Source organism: Streptomyces sp. NPDC050617 (genome assembly GCF_040654795.1).
Classification (GTDB): domain Bacteria; phylum Actinomycetota; class Actinomycetes; order Streptomycetales; family Streptomycetaceae; genus Streptomyces.
In genome coordinates, this window is sequence record NZ_JBFAIS010000013.1 from 223,610 (window position 1) to 240,504 (window position 16,895).

Annotated in this window: 14 protein-coding genes; 7 read left to right on the forward strand and 7 right to left on the reverse strand. The window is 73.6% G+C overall.

Annotated elements, in window-relative coordinates; genetic code table 11:
* Positions 1-11 precede the first annotated feature (11 nt).
* Entirely contained in the window at positions 12-230 is a 219-nt protein-coding gene (locus AB0I49_RS19395; protein ID WP_363228210.1) for an MbtH family protein, read from the forward strand.
* Between the two features lie 148 nt (positions 231-378).
* Here AB0I49_RS19395 and AB0I49_RS19400 read toward each other — a convergent pair whose 3' ends face one another.
* The 5 genes from AB0I49_RS19400 to AB0I49_RS19420 all read right to left on the reverse strand — a co-directional run bounded on the left by AB0I49_RS19400 (position 379) and on the right by AB0I49_RS19420 (position 5,875).
* The gene (locus AB0I49_RS19400; RefSeq protein ID WP_363228211.1) at positions 379-1,524 is read right to left on the reverse strand and encodes a hypothetical protein; all 1,146 of its coding nucleotides are present in this window, start codon (positions 1,522-1,524) and stop codon (positions 379-381) included.
* Positions 1,521-2,765, reverse strand: a complete 1,245-nt coding sequence (locus AB0I49_RS19405) for an MFS transporter (RefSeq protein WP_363228212.1) — start codon at positions 2,763-2,765, stop codon at positions 1,521-1,523. Before AB0I49_RS19405 ends, AB0I49_RS19400 begins: the two co-directional genes overlap by 4 nt.
* Before the next feature lie 19 nt (positions 2,766-2,784).
* Positions 2,785-3,759, reverse strand: a complete 975-nt coding sequence (locus AB0I49_RS19410) for a metallophosphoesterase (RefSeq protein ID WP_363228213.1) — start codon at positions 3,757-3,759, stop codon at positions 2,785-2,787.
* Positions 3,760-3,890: 131 nt separating this feature from the next.
* Positions 3,891-4,223, reverse strand: a complete 333-nt coding sequence (locus tag AB0I49_RS19415) for a DUF427 domain-containing protein (RefSeq protein WP_363228214.1) — start codon at positions 4,221-4,223, stop codon at positions 3,891-3,893.
* 98 nt (positions 4,224-4,321) lie between these two features.
* Positions 4,322-5,875, reverse strand: a complete 1,554-nt coding sequence (locus AB0I49_RS19420; protein ID WP_363228215.1) for a fatty acid--CoA ligase family protein — start codon at positions 5,873-5,875, stop codon at positions 4,322-4,324.
* Between the two features lie 231 nt (positions 5,876-6,106).
* Here AB0I49_RS19420 and AB0I49_RS19425 point away from each other — a divergent pair, with 231 nt between their 5' ends.
* The 4 genes from AB0I49_RS19425 to AB0I49_RS19440 all read left to right on the forward strand — a co-directional run bounded on the left by AB0I49_RS19425 (position 6,107) and on the right by AB0I49_RS19440 (position 11,642).
* Complete coding sequence (locus tag AB0I49_RS19425) at positions 6,107-7,702, forward strand: NAD(P)-binding domain-containing protein (RefSeq protein WP_363228216.1); 1,596 nt, start codon at positions 6,107-6,109, stop codon at positions 7,700-7,702.
* Positions 7,699-8,814, forward strand: coding sequence for an alpha-hydroxy acid oxidase (locus tag AB0I49_RS19430; RefSeq protein WP_363228217.1), 1,116 nt, complete (start codon positions 7,699-7,701; stop codon positions 8,812-8,814). Before AB0I49_RS19425 ends, AB0I49_RS19430 begins: the two co-directional genes overlap by 4 nt.
* On the forward strand, positions 8,811-10,268 hold the full coding sequence (locus AB0I49_RS19435; RefSeq protein WP_363228218.1) for a cytochrome P450: 1,458 nt from the start codon (positions 8,811-8,813) through the stop codon (positions 10,266-10,268). Before AB0I49_RS19430 ends, AB0I49_RS19435 begins: the two co-directional genes overlap by 4 nt.
* Positions 10,269-10,346: 78 nt before the next feature.
* Positions 10,347-11,642 carry a cation:proton antiporter gene (locus tag AB0I49_RS19440; RefSeq protein WP_363228219.1) on the forward strand — a complete coding sequence of 432 codons (1,296 nt, stop codon included), beginning with the start codon at positions 10,347-10,349 and terminating at the stop codon, positions 11,640-11,642.
* Here the strand turns inward: AB0I49_RS19440 and AB0I49_RS19445 are convergent.
* Positions 11,597-12,037, reverse strand: coding sequence for a YchJ family metal-binding protein (locus AB0I49_RS19445; RefSeq protein WP_363228220.1), 441 nt, complete (start codon positions 12,035-12,037; stop codon positions 11,597-11,599). The genes AB0I49_RS19440 and AB0I49_RS19445 overlap by 46 nt on opposite strands.
* A gap of 119 nt (positions 12,038-12,156) precedes the next feature.
* Here AB0I49_RS19445 and AB0I49_RS19450 point away from each other — a divergent pair, with 119 nt between their 5' ends.
* Positions 12,157-12,531, forward strand: a complete 375-nt coding sequence (locus tag AB0I49_RS19450) for a PadR family transcriptional regulator (protein ID WP_363228228.1) — start codon at positions 12,157-12,159, stop codon at positions 12,529-12,531.
* Positions 12,528-13,556, forward strand: a complete 1,029-nt coding sequence (locus tag AB0I49_RS19455; protein ID WP_363228221.1) for a hypothetical protein — start codon at positions 12,528-12,530, stop codon at positions 13,554-13,556. The genes AB0I49_RS19450 and AB0I49_RS19455 overlap by 4 nt, the downstream gene beginning before the upstream one ends.
* Positions 13,557-13,831: 275 nt before the next feature.
* Here AB0I49_RS19455 and AB0I49_RS19460 read toward each other — a convergent pair whose 3' ends face one another.
* Complete coding sequence (locus AB0I49_RS19460) at positions 13,832-16,777, reverse strand: condensation domain-containing protein (RefSeq protein ID WP_363228222.1); 2,946 nt, start codon at positions 16,775-16,777, stop codon at positions 13,832-13,834.
* Positions 16,778-16,895: the final 118 nt, after the last annotated feature.

Genomic DNA, 16,895 nt, shown 5'->3' on the forward strand with positions numbered 1-16,895 from the left:
GAGCAATTCCCATGACGAATCCGTTCGAGGACGCTGAGGGCACCTATCTGGTGCTGGTGAACGACGAGGGGCAGCACTCGCTGTGGCCCGCGTTCGTGGAGGTGCCGGCCGGCTGGACGGTGGCGCTCCAGGAGACGGCGCGCCAGGCGTGCCTGGACTACATCAACGAGCACTGGACCGACATGCGGCCCAAGAGCCTCATAGCGGCCATGGACGGCGACGCCGCCTGACCGCGGGCCGTTGACGAGGACGGCCCGGCCTCCCATGAAGGCCGGCCCGTCCTCGTACGTCCAGGCCGCTCACGAACGCCGGCCCCTTCCCGTACGCCCGGCCGCTCACGACGGGCGGCCCGTCCGCGCGCCCGCGTCCCGGCCGCCGTCAGCGGACCATCGCGGGCGACGAGCCGCCCGGTACGCGCAGCACCGGGGCGCCCGAGCCGTCCGCCGGTACGGTCCAGACGTCGCTCGTGCCCTTCGCGCGGCCCGGCAGGGCGTAGCCGACGGTGCGGTCGTCCAGCCACGCCGCCTGGTCGTCGACGCTGCGCGCCTCGGCGAGCGGCGCCTCCCGCATGGTGCGCAGATCCAGCACGTACAGCCGCCAGGGGGCGGTGGCCCCCGGCCGGACCCGCTTCTTGAAGACGAGCCGGGTGTTGTCGGGGGAGAGCGAGGGGCACTCGACGTTCTCGCGCAGCGTGCGGGCCTTCCACGTCCTCATGTCGCCCTCGACGAGGTAGGTGTGGCCCTTCGTGGAGACGGTGGCGTAGAAGCGGTTGTCGTCGCGGGCGAAGGTGACGCCCCAGTAGTTGACGTCGGGGGAGTGGTAGCGGCGGCCGTCGAGGGTGAGCTGGATCTCCTCCATGTTCTTGATGAGGTAGCCGGTGCGCGTGTCCAGGATCGAGGTGCGGGTGGAGAACGAGGACGTGGCGTACGAGTCGCCGGTCGCGAACATCGTCCACGACAGCATCCGGCCGGACGCCGAGACCCGCGCCCGATTGGGGATGCCGGTCAGGGCGATGCGGCGCTTCTCGCGGAGCTTCCCGTCCAGCACGACGGCGTACGAGGTCGGCGGGATGCCGGGGCGGCGCGTCAGGCACAGGCCGGTGCCGCCCGCCGCGTAGAAGCGCTCGCACGCGGGCCCGCCGGTGGTGCGCTCCGCCGCGGCCACCCCCGGCGCGGCGGGCAGCCGGGCCACGCGGCCGTGCCCCGCGGCGGTGCTGCGGAAGTACAGGTTGCCGCTGTCGAGGCCGAACGCGGAGACGGCGTCCGCCGGTTCGGCCCGGTGCGCGGCCCCCACCGTATAGACGGCGGCGACGGCGGCGAGCACGACGCCCGCCGTCGCGACGGCGATGACCTTGACGCGCGTCGGCAGCGCCGCGAAGGGGGTACGGGCGTCCCCTCGGCCGGGCTGATCCGTGACGAGGGGCGTCGTGTCCGCCGCCGCCTCGGCCACGCCGGTCTCGTCGCTCGTTACTGACGGCGTGTCTGACGGTGTGTGTGACGGCATATGCGACGGCATGGGGGTCATGCCCTCCTTTCGAGGCGGCGCAGCAGAACGGCCGAGCAGGCCAGGGCCGCCGCCAGCGCCAGCACGGCGGTGATGAGCGCGGGCCGTACGCCCCACAGCGTCCAGGCCGCCCCGAACCCGGCGGCGGCGAGCAGCCGGGCCAGCGCCTGGCCGGTTTGCAGCAGGGCCATGCCGCTCGCGCGCCGGGCGGCCGGCAGCACCGGACCGGCGAGCGCCATCAGCACGCCGTCGGTCGCCGCGTAGAAGACCCCGACCAGCAGCAGGACGCCGACCAGCAGGAGCGCGCCCGCGCCGGTGGTGAGCAGCAGCAGGTACGCGCCGAGCAGCGCCGCGTGCCCGAAGAGGAAGGGCACCCGGCGGCCGATCCGGTCGCCGAGCCGCCCGGCCGGCACGGCGAGCGAGAGATAGACGGCCGCGGCCCCCAGCGGCAGCAGCGGGAACCAGCGCACGGCGAAGTCCAGTTGCCTCTGGAGCAGCAGATAGACGAACGCGTCCCCGATGGTGGCCGCCCCGAGCAGCGACGCGGCGCCGAGGACGCGGCGGAAGGCGGGGTCGCGGAACGGGTCGAGGATCTTGGGGCGGGCGGGGGACGGCGGTACGGGCGACTGGACGGCCGGCAGCGCGTCGCGCCCCGGCACGAAGGCGACCAGCATCAGCACCCCCAGCAGCCCGACGCAGAAACTGACGACGAAGACGGCGTCGTACGCGTCGGCGGTGGCCCACAGCAGGGCGAACGCGGCGAGCGGGCCGAGGAGCGCGCCCGTGGTGTCCATGGCGCGGTGCACGCCGAAGGCCCGGCCCAGCGTCTCGGGCGGGCTGCTGAGCGAGATGATCGCGTCGCGCGGCGCGGTCCGCACCCCCTTGCCGATCCGGTCGGCGGCGAGCGCCGCGCCGATGCCCAGGGCGCCGCCGCCCGCCAGCAGCAGCCCGACGCGGGAGAGCGCGGAGAGCGCGTAACCGGCGCCGGCGACGAGCTTGTGCCGGTTGCCGCGGTCGGCCGCGTGCCCGCCGGCGAGCCTCACCAGCGCGGTGACGCCGTTGTAGAGGCCGTCGAGGAAGCCGAACTGGAGCGGGGAGAGGCCGAGATGGAGGACGAAGTAGAGCGGCAGCACGGCCGTGACCATCTCGGAGGAGACGTCGGTGACGAGGCTGACCGAGCCGAGGGCGAGAACGGGGCCGGCGACGCGGCCGCGCGACACCTTGCGTGTCGCCTCGGCCGCGCCCGTGGTCGCGAGGTACATCAGGGGCGTCCGGGCCCGCTCAGCGGCACTTGTAGGACGGGCTCGTGTCCTTGGTCTTGCCGTCCGTGCCGATCAGTTCCCAGGAGTAGCCGTCGTCGGTGAAGTTCAGCTTGACCACGCCGAAGGTCTTGGTCAGCCGCTTCTCGCTGTTGGGCTGGACCTCCTCGATCTTGTACGGGTTGGCGCCGCCCATCCCGCCGAGCAGCTCGACCAGGCCGTTCGGGTCGGCCTTGCCGTCCGCGTTCTGCGGCGCGAACCGCTCGTAGTGGTGGTCGTGGCCGTTGAGCACCAGCTCGGCCTTGGCGTTGATCAGCATCTTCCAGACGGGCCTGCTGACCGGGTCGTTGCCGTGTTCGCCGGAGGAGTAGAGCGGGTGGTGCCAGTAGGCGGCCACGCACTTCTTGGTGTTGGCTGCGAGGTCAGCCTTGAGCCAGTCGGTCTGCTCGGACTTGTCGAGGCTGTTGGAGTCCAGCGCGATGAAGTGCCAGTTCTCGTGGTCGAAGCTGTAGTAGGGCTTGCCCTTGGGGTAGGCGATGGCGCCGAAGTAGGACTTGTAGCCCTTGAGCGCGCCGTCCGGGTCGTACGTCTCGTGGTTGCCCGCGATGGGGTGGGTCTTGGCCTTGAACGCGCCCCAGGTCGTGTCGTAGTACTTCTGGAAGTCCTTGAGCCGGGCGTCGTCGTACTGGTTGTCGCCCATGGTCATGACGAACGCCGGGTTGATCTTCTTGACCAGCGCGGCGGTCTTCGGGTGGACGCAGCTGCTGCTGCTCGCGGTGCACTGCTCGGCGATGTCGCCCGCCGCGACGGCCGTGAAGGAGGCGGCCTTCGCCCCGGCCGGGCTGCCGGTGGCGGCGTCGGCCCGGCCGCCCGGCGACCACAGCAGCGCGCCGCCGACCAGGGCGAGGGCGGCTCCCGCGGCCACGGGGACACCGATCCGGGGATTGATGCGGGGGGTTCTGGCGAGCGGCTTCTCGGCGCGGGGGGTGGGCGTCATGTCCGTCTCCTCTTTCGGCGGGCGAGCCGTTGCGAGGAATCCTGGCGATGGCTCATGTACGCGTCAAGAACTACGGACGAACTATTGTTAGGAAACTTTCCTACCCTGGCTTCCGCGGCCCCGGCTCCCCTCTACTCGCCCAACTCGACCTCGTAGAAGCAGTAGTGGTCCTTGATCCGGGCGACGGCGTCCTTCGGCTCGGGGTAGGCCCACACCAGGTCCTGCGGGCCGCCGTCGAGCGACCAGTAGGAGGCGGTGCCCTTGAACGGGCAGTACGTGTGGGTCTCGGACGGGGTCAGCAGCTCGGCGCGCACGTCCTCGGGCGGCAGGTAGTAGCGCACCGGCAGCCCGGTCTCGTGCAGCAGCAGCGGGCGGCTGCTGTCGGCGAGCACCTGGCCGTCGCGCACGACGCGCACGCGCTCCGTGCCCTGCTCGATCTCGATGTGGTGTCCCTGGGGTGCCATGTCCGTGCCTCTCGGTCGGGGCCGCCCGCGCGGGGGCGAGCCTGTGGTCCGTGGTCCACGGAAAGTCTCGCAGCCTCACCGCGCGCCGGGCGCGGCCCTCAGCGCTCGCCGCGCTCGGCACCGGCGAGGAAGGAGGCGAGCAGCGCCCGCTTGTCCGGCTTGCCGCCCGGCGTCAGGGGCGCCTCCCGCACCACGGTGATCGCCGCCGGGACGCTCGCCTCGCCCAGCTCGGCCGCGACGCGCGCGCGGAGCGCGGCGGGGTCCGGGGTGCGCCCCGCGACGGGGACGACGAAGGCGTACGCGGCCTCGCCCGTACGCTCGTCGGGCGCGCCGGCCACGTACGCCTGGTCCACATCGGGGTGGCCGGCCAGGCACTGCTCGATCGCCCCGGCGTAGTGCAGCACGGCGTTGACGATGATGACGTCCCGGCTGCGCCCGGTCAGCCGCAGCAGGCCGTCCTCGTCCAGGTGCCCCAGGTCGCGGGTGCGCACCCAGCCGTCCCGCAGCACCTCGCGGGTCTGCTCCTCGTCCTGCCAGTAGCCGGCCATGGCGCTGTCCGTGCGGGCCCAGATCTCGCCGGTCTCCCCGGCGGCCAGCGGCCGGCCCTCGGGGTCGCGGACGCTGAGCTCGACGGTGTCCAGGGGGCGGCCGACGGTCGTCCGCGTCAGGGCCTCCTCGCGCGGCAGGCGGGCCAGTTCGCCGGGGGTGAGCAGGGTGAGCATGCCGGTCTCGGTCTGCCCGTACGCGTGGTGGACCGCGGGGCCCAGCCGCTCGGCGGCCTCGGCGAGCCGGTGCGGGGCCAGCGGGGAGCCCGCCACCAGCAGGGCGCGCAGGCTGCCCGTATCGACGTGCTCGGTGCGCAGGGTGTCGAGGATGTGGTGCAGCCGGGGCACGGTCAGCAGGCAGGCGGTGATCCGGTACCGCTCGAAGACCTGCGGGAACTCCAGCGGGGGAGCGGGGATGACGGCCGTGCCGCCGCTGAGCAGGCTCAGCGCCAGGTGCTCGAAGATCACCGCGCTGGTGAGGGTGCCGAAGAGCAGATAGCGGGAGTAGCCCGCGGCCAGTTCGGTGGTGCGCGCGGTCCAGCGGGCGGGCTGCCACGCCCAGTTCCGGGTGAGGCCGCGATAGGTCTGCGCGCACCCCTTGGGGCGGCCGGTGCTGCCGCTGGTGAGGTTGATCAGCGCGATGTCGTCAGGGCGGCCCTGCGCGGTGAGCTCGTCGGGCGCGATGCTCCCGGTGCCCGGCTTCAGCAGGTCGGGGCCGAGGCGGAGTAGGGTCATCTTCTCGGCTGACGGGGGGAGTTGGAGGCCGTCCGCACTCTCGTCGGTGACCAGGACGCCGGTGTCGTCGGTCAGTACGTGCGCCAGTTGACGGGGTGTCAGGTCCGGCGGCAGGCCGGTCACCCGGCAGCCGAGCAGGTGCGCCGCGATGCGCAGGGCGAACGCCTCGGGGGTGACGCCGGTCGCCAGCGCTACGGGGCGGCCGGGGCCCAGGCCCGCGGCCCGCAGCCCGTGCGCGCACCGGCCGATCAGCTCCAGCACCTCCGCGCGGGGTACGGGGCGCGAACGGTATTCGAAGGCCGGCGCGTCCGGCCGGGCGCGGAAGGCGTCGATGAGGGGCTGCGGGAAAGGGGATTCGGTCGAATGATCCACTTTGATTCCGCTCCGGGGGTGCGAATGGCTGGAATACGCCGTGATCCGGCCGTCCCGATGGGGTGGGATCGGGTCGGCCCAATGGGGCCGAAGGGCCGCTCACAAGCTATCGCCAACGCTCTTCCCAGCCACCCGGAGGGGGTGTGATGTAGGTCACAAAAACGCGGTCTGGTGTCGTTCTTTAACTATCAAGTACTGTCGTTCCTCTCTCCCCGCGGAACAGGAGAAAAAATGGCCGCTGAAGAATCGGTTGACTACCTCATTGTCGGTGGCGGACCTGCCGGATTACAGGCGGGATATTTCCTGGGGCGAGCGGGGCGAAGTTATCTCATTGTGGAATCCGGCACCGCTCCGGGTACGTTCTTCACGCGCTTCCCCCGGCACCGCAAGCTCATATCCATCAACAAGGTGCACACCAGCTGGGACGATCCCGAGCGCAGGATGCGGACCGACTGGAACTCCCTCCTCGGCGACGAGCACGCCCCGCTCTTCACGACCTACACCGAGCGCTATTTCCCGGCCGCCGACGACTACGTCCGCTACCTCGCCGACTACGCCGCCACACACCGGCTGCGCGTGCGCTACGGAACCCGCATAGCCGAGATCACCCGCCCCGGCGACTTCGTCGCCCGCGCCGAGGACGGCAGCGTCTACCGCGCCAAGCGGCTCATCATGGCGACCGGCTACACCCGCGCGTACGTGCCGGACATCGACGGCGTCGAGACGGCGGAGCGCTACGACTCGGTCACCACGGACGCCGCGGACTTCACCGGCTCCCGCGTCCTGATCATCGGCCGCGGCAACTCCGCCTTCGAGACCGCGGACCACCTCATCGAGAAGGCCGCGGTCATCCACGTCGCGGGCCCCGGCTCGTTGAAACTCGCCTGGCAGACCCACTTCGTCGGCCATCTCCGGGCCGTCAACAACAACTTCCTGGACACGTACCAGCTCAAATCGGAGAACGCGGTCCTGGACGGCAGAATTCTGCGCATCGAGCGGCACGCCGACTCCTCGTACACCGTGGCGGTCTCCTTCGCCCGGGTCAACGAGGTCGTCAAGGAGATACGTTACGACCGGGTGATCCTCGCCACCGGATTCCGATTCGACGCCTCCGTATTCGCCCCGGAATGCCGCCCGGAAATGGTCATCAACGACAGGTTCCCGGCGCAGGACGACGCCTGGGAATCGACGAACGTACCCGACCTGTACTTCGCCGGAACCATCACACAGGCACGCGACTTCAAGAAATCCACCAGCGGGTTCATTCACGGCTTCCGATACAACGTCCGGGCCCTGCACCGCATCCTCGAACAGCGCTACCACCAACGCTCCTGGCCCGCCCGCGCCCTAACCGGCACGCCCGAGGCCGCCGCCGACGCCGTGATCGAGCGCGTCAACCGCACCTCCGCGCTGTTCCAGCTCTTCGGCTTCCTCGCCGACGCCGTCCTCGTCGGCCCGGACGGCGCCCTGCGCTACTGCGAGGAAGTCCCCGTCGCGCACCTGCACCGCGCCGTAGCCGACGGCCGCTTCGGCGCCGTCGACAGCTATGCCGCCGTCACCCTCGAATACGGCGCCGACCACGACCTCGTCAACCCGTTCGACATCACGGCGGGCCGCGTCTCCCAGCAGTCTGCCAGCGGACTCGACGGCCGCTATCTGCACCCCGTCGTCCGCTTCTACCGCGCGGGCCACGACGAGCCGACCGGCGAACACCACCTCACCGAGAACCTCGAGAACGAGTGGGACAGCGAGGACGTGCACCGCGCCCCGCTGCTCCGCTTCCTGCGCACCCGCCTCGACGACCGCCTCCCGGCCTCCCAGCCGTGATCCCCACCCTGTCGGACCTGCGCGAACAGGCGCGCAAGCGCCTCGCCCCCGCGCACTACGACTTCTTCGCCGGAGGCGCCGCCGACGAACGGGCCGCGCGGGAGAATGAACGGGCCTTCCACCGCCTCGCCCTGCTGCCTCGCGTGCTGCGCGGGGCGGCCCACCGGGACCTGGGCCTCACCCTCCTCGGCGACCGCCTCACCATGCCCGTCCTCGTCTCGCCCACCGCCTTCCACCGCCTCGCCCACCCCGACGGCGAACGCGCCACCGCCCGCGCCACGGCGGCGGCCGGCACCGTCCTGATCGCCTCCATGGCCTCGACGGTGCCGGTGGCCGAGGTCACCGCCGCCGCCCGCGCCGTACGCGCCGACGCCCCCGTCTGGTTCCAGCTCTACATGCAGCCCGAACCCGACATCACCCGCGCCCTCGCCGACCGGGCCGCACAGGCGGGCTGCACCGCCCTCGTCGTCACCGCCGACTCGCCGGTCTTCGGCCGCCGCGAACGCGACGCCCGTAACGCCTTCCACGACCTGCCGCCCGGCCTCGCGACCGAGAACATGCGCCACCTGCCCGGCGCCGACGGCGACCGCCCCCGCGACATCGCCATGTCGGCCGCGCTCTCCTGGGACGACCTGCGCCGACTGCGCGCCCACACCCCGCTGCCCATCGTCCTCAAGGGCGTGCTCCACCCCGAAGACGCACGGATCGCCGTCGCCGAGGGCGTGGACGCGCTGCTCGTCTCCAACCACGGCGGCCGCCAGCTCGACGCCGCCCCCGCCGCCCTCGAAGCGCTGCCCCGCATCGCGGCGGCCGTCGCCGGACGCGTGCCCGTACTGCTCGACGGCGGCGTCCGCCGGGGCTCCGACGCGGCGATCGCCCTGGCCCTCGGCGCCACGGCCGTCGGCGTGGGCCGCCCCGTGCTGTGGGGCCTCGCGGCGGACGGCGAACGCGGCGTCACGCACGTACTGGAGCTGCTGCGCGCCGAGTTCGACCACGTACTGGCGCTGTGCGGCGGCGGCCGGGCAGCGGACCTCACCCCCGACCTCGTCGTCGCCCGCGGCCGGTTCGACGACCCGAGCCCCCGCGCGGCGGAGACAGGAGCGACCCCATGACCGCCCGCCGCGGCCGCCGCGCGGCGGCCGGCGCGCTGACCGCCGCCCTCGCCCTCACCACGCCCTACTGGCTCCCCGGCCTCGTCGTCACCGCCCGGATGAAGCTCTTCGCCAAGGTCAACGGCGACGAGGGCGTCTCCTTCCCCAACGCCACCGTGGGCGCCGACCGCTTCCAGGAGATCTACTCCCACCCCGCCGCGGGCGGCCGCAGCCGCGGCGCCGCCCTCTCCGACCTCTTCTGGTACTGGCTCGCCCCCGGCGCCCAAGTGCACCAGGAACACCTGGAGAACGGCCCGCGCTACGACGAGGTCGCCCGCACCACCCTCGCCGTACTCGCCGGATCCAGCCAGGACCTGGCGGCCGCCGCCGCGCGCAGCGCCGCCCACGTCCTCGACACCACCGTCACCGGCCGCGCCGCGCTCGTGCGGCTGCGCGACCTGATGATGCCCGTATGGGCCGAGTTCTTCTACGGACTCGTCTTCCGCGAACCGTGCCCGCCGCACGCGCGGGCGCTCATCGTCGCCAACGCCGAGGACGTGGTGAACGCCCTGAAATGCGTCCGGCCGCGCCGCCTGCGCCGCCGCGCCCGCCTCACCCGCTATCTGCGCCGCCGGATCGCCGCCGGCGAGGTGCCGCACACCCTGCCGTCGAGCCTGACCCCGGCGGAGCAGGCGTACTACCTCCAGGGCACGTTCTTCAACACGGCCGTGGTGCAGATGTCCGAGGCCATGGCGCACCTCCTGCTCGTACTCGCCCAGCACCCCGCCGCCCAGGACGCCCTGGCCGCGGACCCGGCGGACGAGCGCCACTTCTCCAACGTCCTCAACGAGACCCTGCGGATGTACCCGCTGTTCGGAGTGGCCCACCGCATCAGCACCGACGACATCGCCCTCGGCGGGGGCTCGGTGCTCCCCGCCGGCTCGGTGCTCTGTTTCAACTACCCCGAGTACCACGCCACCGGCTACGCCGACCCCGAGACCTTCGACCCCGGCCGCTGGGACCGGCTCGCGGCCCGGCAGGCGCACCACATCCCGTTCGGCGTCGCCGCCAACCGGCCCTGCCCCGCCTGGCGGCTCGCCCCCCTGGCGATGCGCGCCGCGACCCGCGAGGTGCTGGACCGCTTCACACTCGACTCGCCGGTCTCGCACACCCGGTCCATCCCGCACCGCGCCCCCTGCCTGCTGGTCCGCCGCGACCGCCCGCTGCCGCGCCCGCGGCTGACGGCCGTACGGGCGTTCCTGCGCCTGCGGGACCGGTGGGAGGACGTGGGGCGCGGCTGGGCCCAGCTCGTCCTCGGCGCGTGGATGGTCCTCGACGCCCGCCGACTCCGCCCGGCGGAACGGTACTTCGCCGCCCACGACACCGAGGGGCGCCCGCTCGCCGGGGCCCCGACATCAGGACCTCCGACATCAGGACCCCCGACGTCCTGCCCGTACGGCGGGCGCGCGAGCTGACCGGCGCGCCCTGAAAACCCGCCCGCATACCCCCGTCCTCCCGTGGTCCCGCTCCCCTGAGCCGAAGGGCGCACAGCGATGTCCACCACCGAGCTAGGCCCCGTCTTCTTCCTGGCCGCCGTCGTCATCCTGGTCACCTGCCGCGTCGTCGCCCGCGCCCTGCGCGCCCTCGGACAGCCGCCCGTCGTCGGCGAGATGGTCGCCGGGGTCGTCCTCGGCCCCTCGGCGCTCGGGCTGCTGGCCCCCGGCGTGGAAGAGGCGCTCTTCCCGCGGGAACTGCGGCCCGTGCTGTTCGTCGCCGGGCAGATCGGCCTGGTGATCTTCATGTTCCAGACCGGGTACGAGTTCCGCACCGACCGGATACGGGCCGTGGCGCGCCCGGCCGCCGCCGTCTCGACGGCCGGCATCCTCGTGCCGCTGGCCCTCGGCATGGGGCTGACCTTCGCCACCCACGACGCGGTCGACGTCTACCCGGCGGACATCCCCGTCGGCGTGTCCGCCCTGTTCGTCGGCGTCACCATCGCCATCACCGCGTTCCCGATGCTGGCCCGCATCATCACCGAACGCGGCCTGGTCGGCTCCCGCTTCGGCTCCCTGTCCCTGGCCAGCGGCGCACTGGACGACGTCGTGGCCTGGGTGCTGCTCGCAGCCGTGCTCGGCCTCGCGGGCGACGGCGCGGGCCCCTTCGCCATCGCCGTCGGGGGCGGCGTCGGGCTCGTCGCCGTGCTCGCCGTGCTGGCCCGCAAGAACGGGCGGATGACGGCGCTCGCCGACCGGCGCTCCAACGACGACCTGCTGCTGATCACCGTGATCGTGCTGTTCCTCGCCGCCTGGTACACCGACCGGATCGGGCTCTACGCCGTCTTCGGCGCGTTCAGCCTGGGCGTCGTCTTCCCGCGCTCCGAAGCGGTCGACCGGACCGTGGAGGCCGTGGCACCCATCAGCCGCATCGTCTTCCTGCCCCTGTTCTTCACCTACTCGGGGCTCAACACCGACTTCGCGCTGCTGGCGCAGCCCTCCCTGCTGCTCTTCGCCGCCGCCTGCGTCGCCGTGTCCGTCCTCGGCAAGTTCGGCGCCTGCTGGCTGGCGGCCCGCGCGGTGGGCGAGCCGCCAGGGGTCGCGCTGCGCGTCGGCACCCTGATGAACGCGCGCGGGCTGATGCAGCTCATCGCCATCAACATCGGGCTGGCGGCGGGCATCGTGACGCCCTCCATGTTCGCGGTGCTGGTCGTCGTCGCGCTGGTGACGACGGTGATGGCCACCCCGCTGCTCAGCCTGTGGGACCGGCTCGACGCGCGGCGCGACGGGCGCGCCCCGGACCCTCCGGCTCAGCGGCCGCTGACCGCCACCGGCGACGGCACGGGCCCCAGATAGACCCAGCGCCCCTCGTCCCGTACGAAGCGGCTGTCCTCGTACTGGACGTCCGTGTGCCCCCGCACGCTGAAGTGGGCCCGGAACTCCACGGTGCCCTCGGTGTGGAAGGCGCTGCCGCCCGTCGTGCCGAGGACTTCGAGCCGGGTCCACCGCTGCTCCGGATCGAGGTCCAGGCGGCTCGGCCGCGTCGACGGATGCCAGCTGCGCAGCAGATAGGCGGCGTCGCGGACGGCGAACGCGCTGTACCGGGAGCGCATCAGCCGCTCCGCCGTGGCCGCCTGCCGCCGCCCGTCGTGGATGCCGCCGCAGCACTCGCGGTAGGAGGAGTCGAGCCCGCAGGGGCACGGCGAGCCGGGGCTGATCGCCGGTTGCCGGCGCGCGTTCTTTCTGGACACCACTCGATTGTGACGGCTCTGCGGGCGGGTGCCGACGCCGGGCCCTCCCGACCTCTTGGTGCCATGCCTCGATATATATCGGAAGCCAAGATATGGTGGGGAGCATGGCTTCGAGAGGCATGACGCAAGCGGCCTTCTTCATCCTCACCGCGCTCGTCGACGAGCCCCGCCACGGCTACGGCATCGTGCGAGAAGTCGAGGAGCTGTCCGACGGCGACGTCCAGCTCCGCGTCGGCACGCTGTACGGAGTGCTGGACCGGCTGGCGGCCGACGGACTCATCGAGCTGGACCGCGAGGAAGTCCAGCAGGGGCGACTGCGGCGCTACTACCGGCTCACCGACGCGGGCGAGGCCGCGCTGTCCGCCGAGGCGGAGCGGATGGCGGCCGGGGCCCGTACCGCCGCGCGGCGGATAGCGGCCCGCCGCCGCCCGGCCGCCGGGCCGCACCCTCCCGTACGTCCCGTCCGCCCCGAAACCGCCGGAGGCAGCGCATGACGACCCTGCTCGAACAGCGCTACCGCACCGTGCTGCGGCTGCTCCCCGCCTACTACCGCGCCGAGCGCGAGGAGGAGATGGTCGAGACCTGTCTGCACGGCATCGACGAGAACGACCAGGACGAGATGCGGCCGGCCTGGGGCGAGGTGGCGAGCGTCGCCGCCCTCGCGGTCCGCAGCCGGATGGGCGGCGCCGGAGCCCCCGCCCGCTACGCGGCGGCCGGTTCGGCGGTACGGCTCTTCGCGCTGCTCAGCGTCCTGCTGCAGGCCGCCTCCGCACTGACCGAACGGGCCGTGTCCCTCGCCTGGTTCCACGGCGCCGCCCCCGCCGACCGGGACATCTACCTCGACGCCTTCACCCGCCACGGCGCGTTCGAGAGCGCACGCGCCACCGCGATGTGGCTGCTCCCACTGCTGTGGGCGGCGGCGTACGCCGCGCTCGTCCGGGACCGCCGAACGGTGGCTCTGGTGTGCGCCGCGCTCGCTGCCCTGCCCTCGCTGACGTTCGTCCTGGACTGGGCCATGGGCTGGGCACTGGGCCCGGCGTCCGCCCTCTCCTACGCCACCGCGGCCTTCGCGTGGCTGACGGTCCTCGCCCTGTGCTGCGGCTTCCACTCCGACGCGCCGCCGGCCCGGCTCCCGCTCGGCACGCCCGGACTGGTCCTGCTGGGCGTCTGCGTCCTGATGGGCGCGACCAACGTCTCCTGGACGGAGGGCGCGGATATGGCGTGGGGCGACGGCTGGGCGTTCACCGCGGCGGCCCTCGCCTGGCTGATCGCCGCGCTCCGACCGTCGAAGCGCGGTACGGGCCCCATGGCTGACCCCGCGCTGCCGCTCGCCCTCGCCGGGCTGGGCCTCGCCGTCCTGGCCGTACGGGCGTGCACGCTCACGCTCTGGGCCGACGCGAACCTCCCCGGCGCGACCGTGCCGGTCGGCGGCGCGCAAGTGGCCGTGCTCGCACTCCTGGTGGCGTCACTGGCCGTGGCCGGGTCCCGAAACCTGGCCGCGCGGCTGCGGACGGACTGAGGTCACCTTCGTCCGTGACCTCTATGACGTGCGTGACTTTTACGGCGTGCGTGACCTCTATGACGTGGTGGACAGCCGCTGTGTGACCTGGCCGAACGAGTCGTCGCCTTCCGCTGAGGCGCTGCCCGGCCGACGTCCCCGGGAGCCCCGCACGAGGCTCCCAGGGGTTGGGCCGGGCAGGTCCGGCGTAGGGACCGCCGCGGAACAGACCGTCGTGTACGGACTGCCGCGTACGGGCCACCGCAGGCGCTGCCGTGCCGCCGGCACCGGCCTCTTCAGCCGGAGTCGACCATCGACGCGAGGACCGTCCGCCAGTCCTCGCCCGGCAGTTCCCGCAGCGGCGCCGCCAGCCGGTCGGCGCGGTAGTGCCAGCGGTGGTCGAGGTCCTTGTCGGCCTGCGCCGCGTAACGGATCTCGCTGCCGCTGCCGAGCAGCCGGGCCAGCTCAGCAGCCAGCTCCGGCCACCCCACGTGGCCGCCCACCGCGTTGGCGACGCCGAGCACGGGCTCGTCGACGCACACCGCCAGGGCGCGGGCCAGGGCCGCGGCGTGCACCCACGGCGCGCCGTACCAGGAGCGCTCGCCCGACGGCGAGGGCTCGGGGAGGAGCAACGGTTCCCCGGCCAGCGCCGTCTGGTACAGCGCGCCGGTCGCGCCCCATCGCAGCTGGTCACGGAGGCGCGGGTGATCCCCCCAGACGATGGGGGAGCGGACCGCGCTCGCCCCGCCGCGCCCCTCGGTGCCCGCCGCCCGCAGCAGCATCCGCTCGCAGTCGAGCTTCGCCTGCCCGTACGCGCTGAACGGGCCCTCGCCGGGGCCGCCCTCGGCCACCTCGGCGGCGGTGGGCTGTCCGTAGGCGTCCACGCTGCTGACGAAGACGAACGTCCCGGCCCGCCAGGAGTCCACCAGGGTCCGCATGGCCTCGACGTCCACCTCCGGCCGGGTGAACGTGCACGCGGCGTGGATGACGCCGGACACGCCCTCCGCCGCGGCCCGCAGGCTGTCCAGGTCGGACAGGTCGCCCTCGACGACCTCCACCCCGTCGCCGGTCACCTGGTGCGCCGACTCGGGGCGGGCCAGGGCGCGTACCGGACGGCCGCGCGCGGCCAGTTCGCGCAGGACGAACGCGCCCACGCCGCCGGTGCCGCCGGTGACCAGGACCGTGCCCTCGCGGGCCCGGCCCCGCCGGGCGGGCGCGGCCGCGGGGGCCGCCGCGCGGCGCTCGGCCTCCCGGCCGTCCAGCAGGGCGGCGAGCGCCCGCGGGGTCCGCTGCTCCATGATGTCGAGCCCCGTCATCGGCAGCTTCAGCCGGCCGCGCAGCCGCTCCGCGAGCTGAACCGCCATCAGGGAGTGGCCGCCGAGCACGAAGAAGTCGTCGTCCACACCCGGTCTTTGGCCGAGCAGCTCGGCGAACGCGTCCAGAACGGCGCGGGAGCGCGGCCCCTCGGCGGCCTCCGATTCGGCCGGTGCGGGCTTGGGCGACGGCGGGACGCCCGGCAGCCGGGAACGGTCCACCGCGCCGTCGGCGGTGCGCGGCAGCGCGTCGAGCAGCATCACCGCCGCCGGGACCAGGGGCGCTTCGAGGCGCGTACGCACGTACGCGCGCAGCTGTACGGGGGACGCGCCGCCGATGGCGCGCGGCACCGCGTAGGCCAGCGGCAGTCCGTCCCCGAGCTCGACGACCGCGGCCTCGGCCACATCGGGGTGGCTCAGCAGGCAGCTCTCGGCGGGGTGCCGCGGCTCTCCTGTCGGGGCGTCAAGCTGCTGGCCCGTCAGGCGCTCGCCGGGCAGCCGCGACAGGGCGCGGCCGGGATCGACGGCCACGGCCTCCAGCAACTGGGCGTAGGAGCGCAGCAATCGAGCCCCCGATTCCTCGTCGAGGGCCGTGACACCGTGCTGGACAAGGCACTTGGGCGCGTCGGTGTCCTCGATGAGGAACGAGAGGTCGAACTTCGCGGCCCCCGGATCCACCTCGACCGCCTCGGCCTCGACGCCGGGCAGCCGCAACGCGGTCGCCTCCCGCACCACATCGGCCGTGACCCCCACCAGCGGAGCCCCGTCCGGCCCCCGGCCCGCCGCCCCGAGCCGTTCGACGATCAGGTCGAAGGGAACATCCCGCCGGTCCTGTGCCTCCAGCAGCGCGTCCCGCACCCGCCCGAGCAGCACATCGAAACCGGGGTCGCCCGAGGCGTCGACCCGGATGGGCAGCGTATTGACGCAGAGCCCGACGAGCCCGCGCATCGCCGCCCCCTCGCGATGCGTACTCGCACACCCGATGACCAGGTCCTCTTCGCCCGTGGCCCGGCACAGCGCGGCGAACGCGGCGGCGAGCCCCACCGTGAACAGCGTCGCCCGGTGCCGCTGCCCGACCCCGCGCAGCCCCTCCAGAACGGCGGGCGGGAGCGGAGCCGCGTGCGTACGCCCGCGCCGCTCGCGCGTGGGCGGTGATCCGGCGGCGGACGCCCCGGCGGCAGCCGTCCCGGCAGCCGGGCGCGGCAGCGGTACGGGCCGCGCCCCCGCGAGCCGCGCCGTCCAGTGCTCCAGCCCCGCGGCCGTCCTGCCGCCGCCCGACTGCTCGCGGCGCGCGAAAGCGGCGTACTGCGGGGCCGGCGCCAGAGCCGCGGTGCCGCCGTCGCGGGCCGCCGCGTACAGCGCGGCGAGTTCGGCGGCGATGGTCTCCAGCGCGTCGCCGTCCACGGCGATGTGATGCAGCGTCACCATCACGGTGTGGTCCCGCGGGCCGTGCCGCAGCACGAGCGCGCGCAGGACGGGGCCCGCCGCGAGGTCGAAGGGGCGGCGGGCCTCCGACAACAGGAGCTCCCGGCCGTCGTCCTCGACGTCGACCACCGGTACGGGCACCGGGGCCGGGGCGGTGACGTCCTGCCAGGGCTCTCCGTCCCGCTGCCGGTACCGGGTGCGCAGCACCTCGTGGCGCGCGACGAGCCCGGAGAGCGCCGCGCCGAGGGCGTCGATGTCGAGCGGGCCGCGCATCCGGGTGGCGAACGGCACGCTGTACAGCGCGCCGCCCTGGCCCAGGCGGTCCATCAGCCACATGCGGCGCTGGGCGTACGAGAGCGGCGCGGGTCCGGCGTCCGCCGCCGCTGGAGGGGGGGCCGGCTTCGTACGGTCCGACGCCGCCCCGCGCGAGCGGGAGCGGGCCAGGCGCAGCAACTCCTCCTGGCGCGTCGCGGAGGTGCGCTCGCGGTCAGTGCCGGTCGCCATCGGTGTCCTCCTCGGAGGTGTGGTGCTCGGGGGTGTCGTGGCCGGGCCCGCAGCCTGTCTGCCTGGTACAGGTGATCCCTGGCAAAGGGGCCGCCGCCCGGGGACCGTAGCTGTCATG

What these genes read in the sequence shown, in the direction of transcription:
- AB0I49_RS19435 (WP_363228218.1), top strand. Translation starts at nt 8,811, where the DNA reads ATGACCGCCCGCCGCGGCCGCCGCGCGGCGGCCGGCGCGCTGACCGCC.
- AB0I49_RS19410 (WP_363228213.1), bottom strand. Translation starts at nt 3,759, where the DNA reads ATGACGCCCACCCCCCGCGCCGAGAAGCCGCTCGCCAGAACCCCCCGC.
- AB0I49_RS19460 (WP_363228222.1), bottom strand. Translation starts at nt 16,777, where the DNA reads ATGGCGACCGGCACTGACCGCGAGCGCACCTCCGCGACGCGCCAGGAG.
- AB0I49_RS19425 (WP_363228216.1), top strand. Translation starts at nt 6,107, where the DNA reads ATGGCCGCTGAAGAATCGGTTGACTACCTCATTGTCGGTGGCGGACCT.
- AB0I49_RS19455 (WP_363228221.1), top strand. Translation starts at nt 12,528, where the DNA reads ATGACGACCCTGCTCGAACAGCGCTACCGCACCGTGCTGCGGCTGCTC.
- AB0I49_RS19405 (WP_363228212.1), bottom strand. Translation starts at nt 2,765, where the DNA reads ATGTACCTCGCGACCACGGGCGCGGCCGAGGCGACACGCAAGGTGTCG.
- AB0I49_RS19395 (WP_363228210.1), top strand. Translation starts at nt 12, where the DNA reads ATGACGAATCCGTTCGAGGACGCTGAGGGCACCTATCTGGTGCTGGTG.
- AB0I49_RS19400 (WP_363228211.1), bottom strand. Translation starts at nt 1,524, where the DNA reads ATGACCCCCATGCCGTCGCATATGCCGTCACACACACCGTCAGACACG.
- AB0I49_RS19440 (WP_363228219.1), top strand. Translation starts at nt 10,347, where the DNA reads ATGTCCACCACCGAGCTAGGCCCCGTCTTCTTCCTGGCCGCCGTCGTC.
- AB0I49_RS19415 (WP_363228214.1), bottom strand. Translation starts at nt 4,223, where the DNA reads ATGGCACCCCAGGGACACCACATCGAGATCGAGCAGGGCACGGAGCGC.
- AB0I49_RS19450 (WP_363228228.1), top strand. Translation starts at nt 12,157, where the DNA reads ATGACGCAAGCGGCCTTCTTCATCCTCACCGCGCTCGTCGACGAGCCC.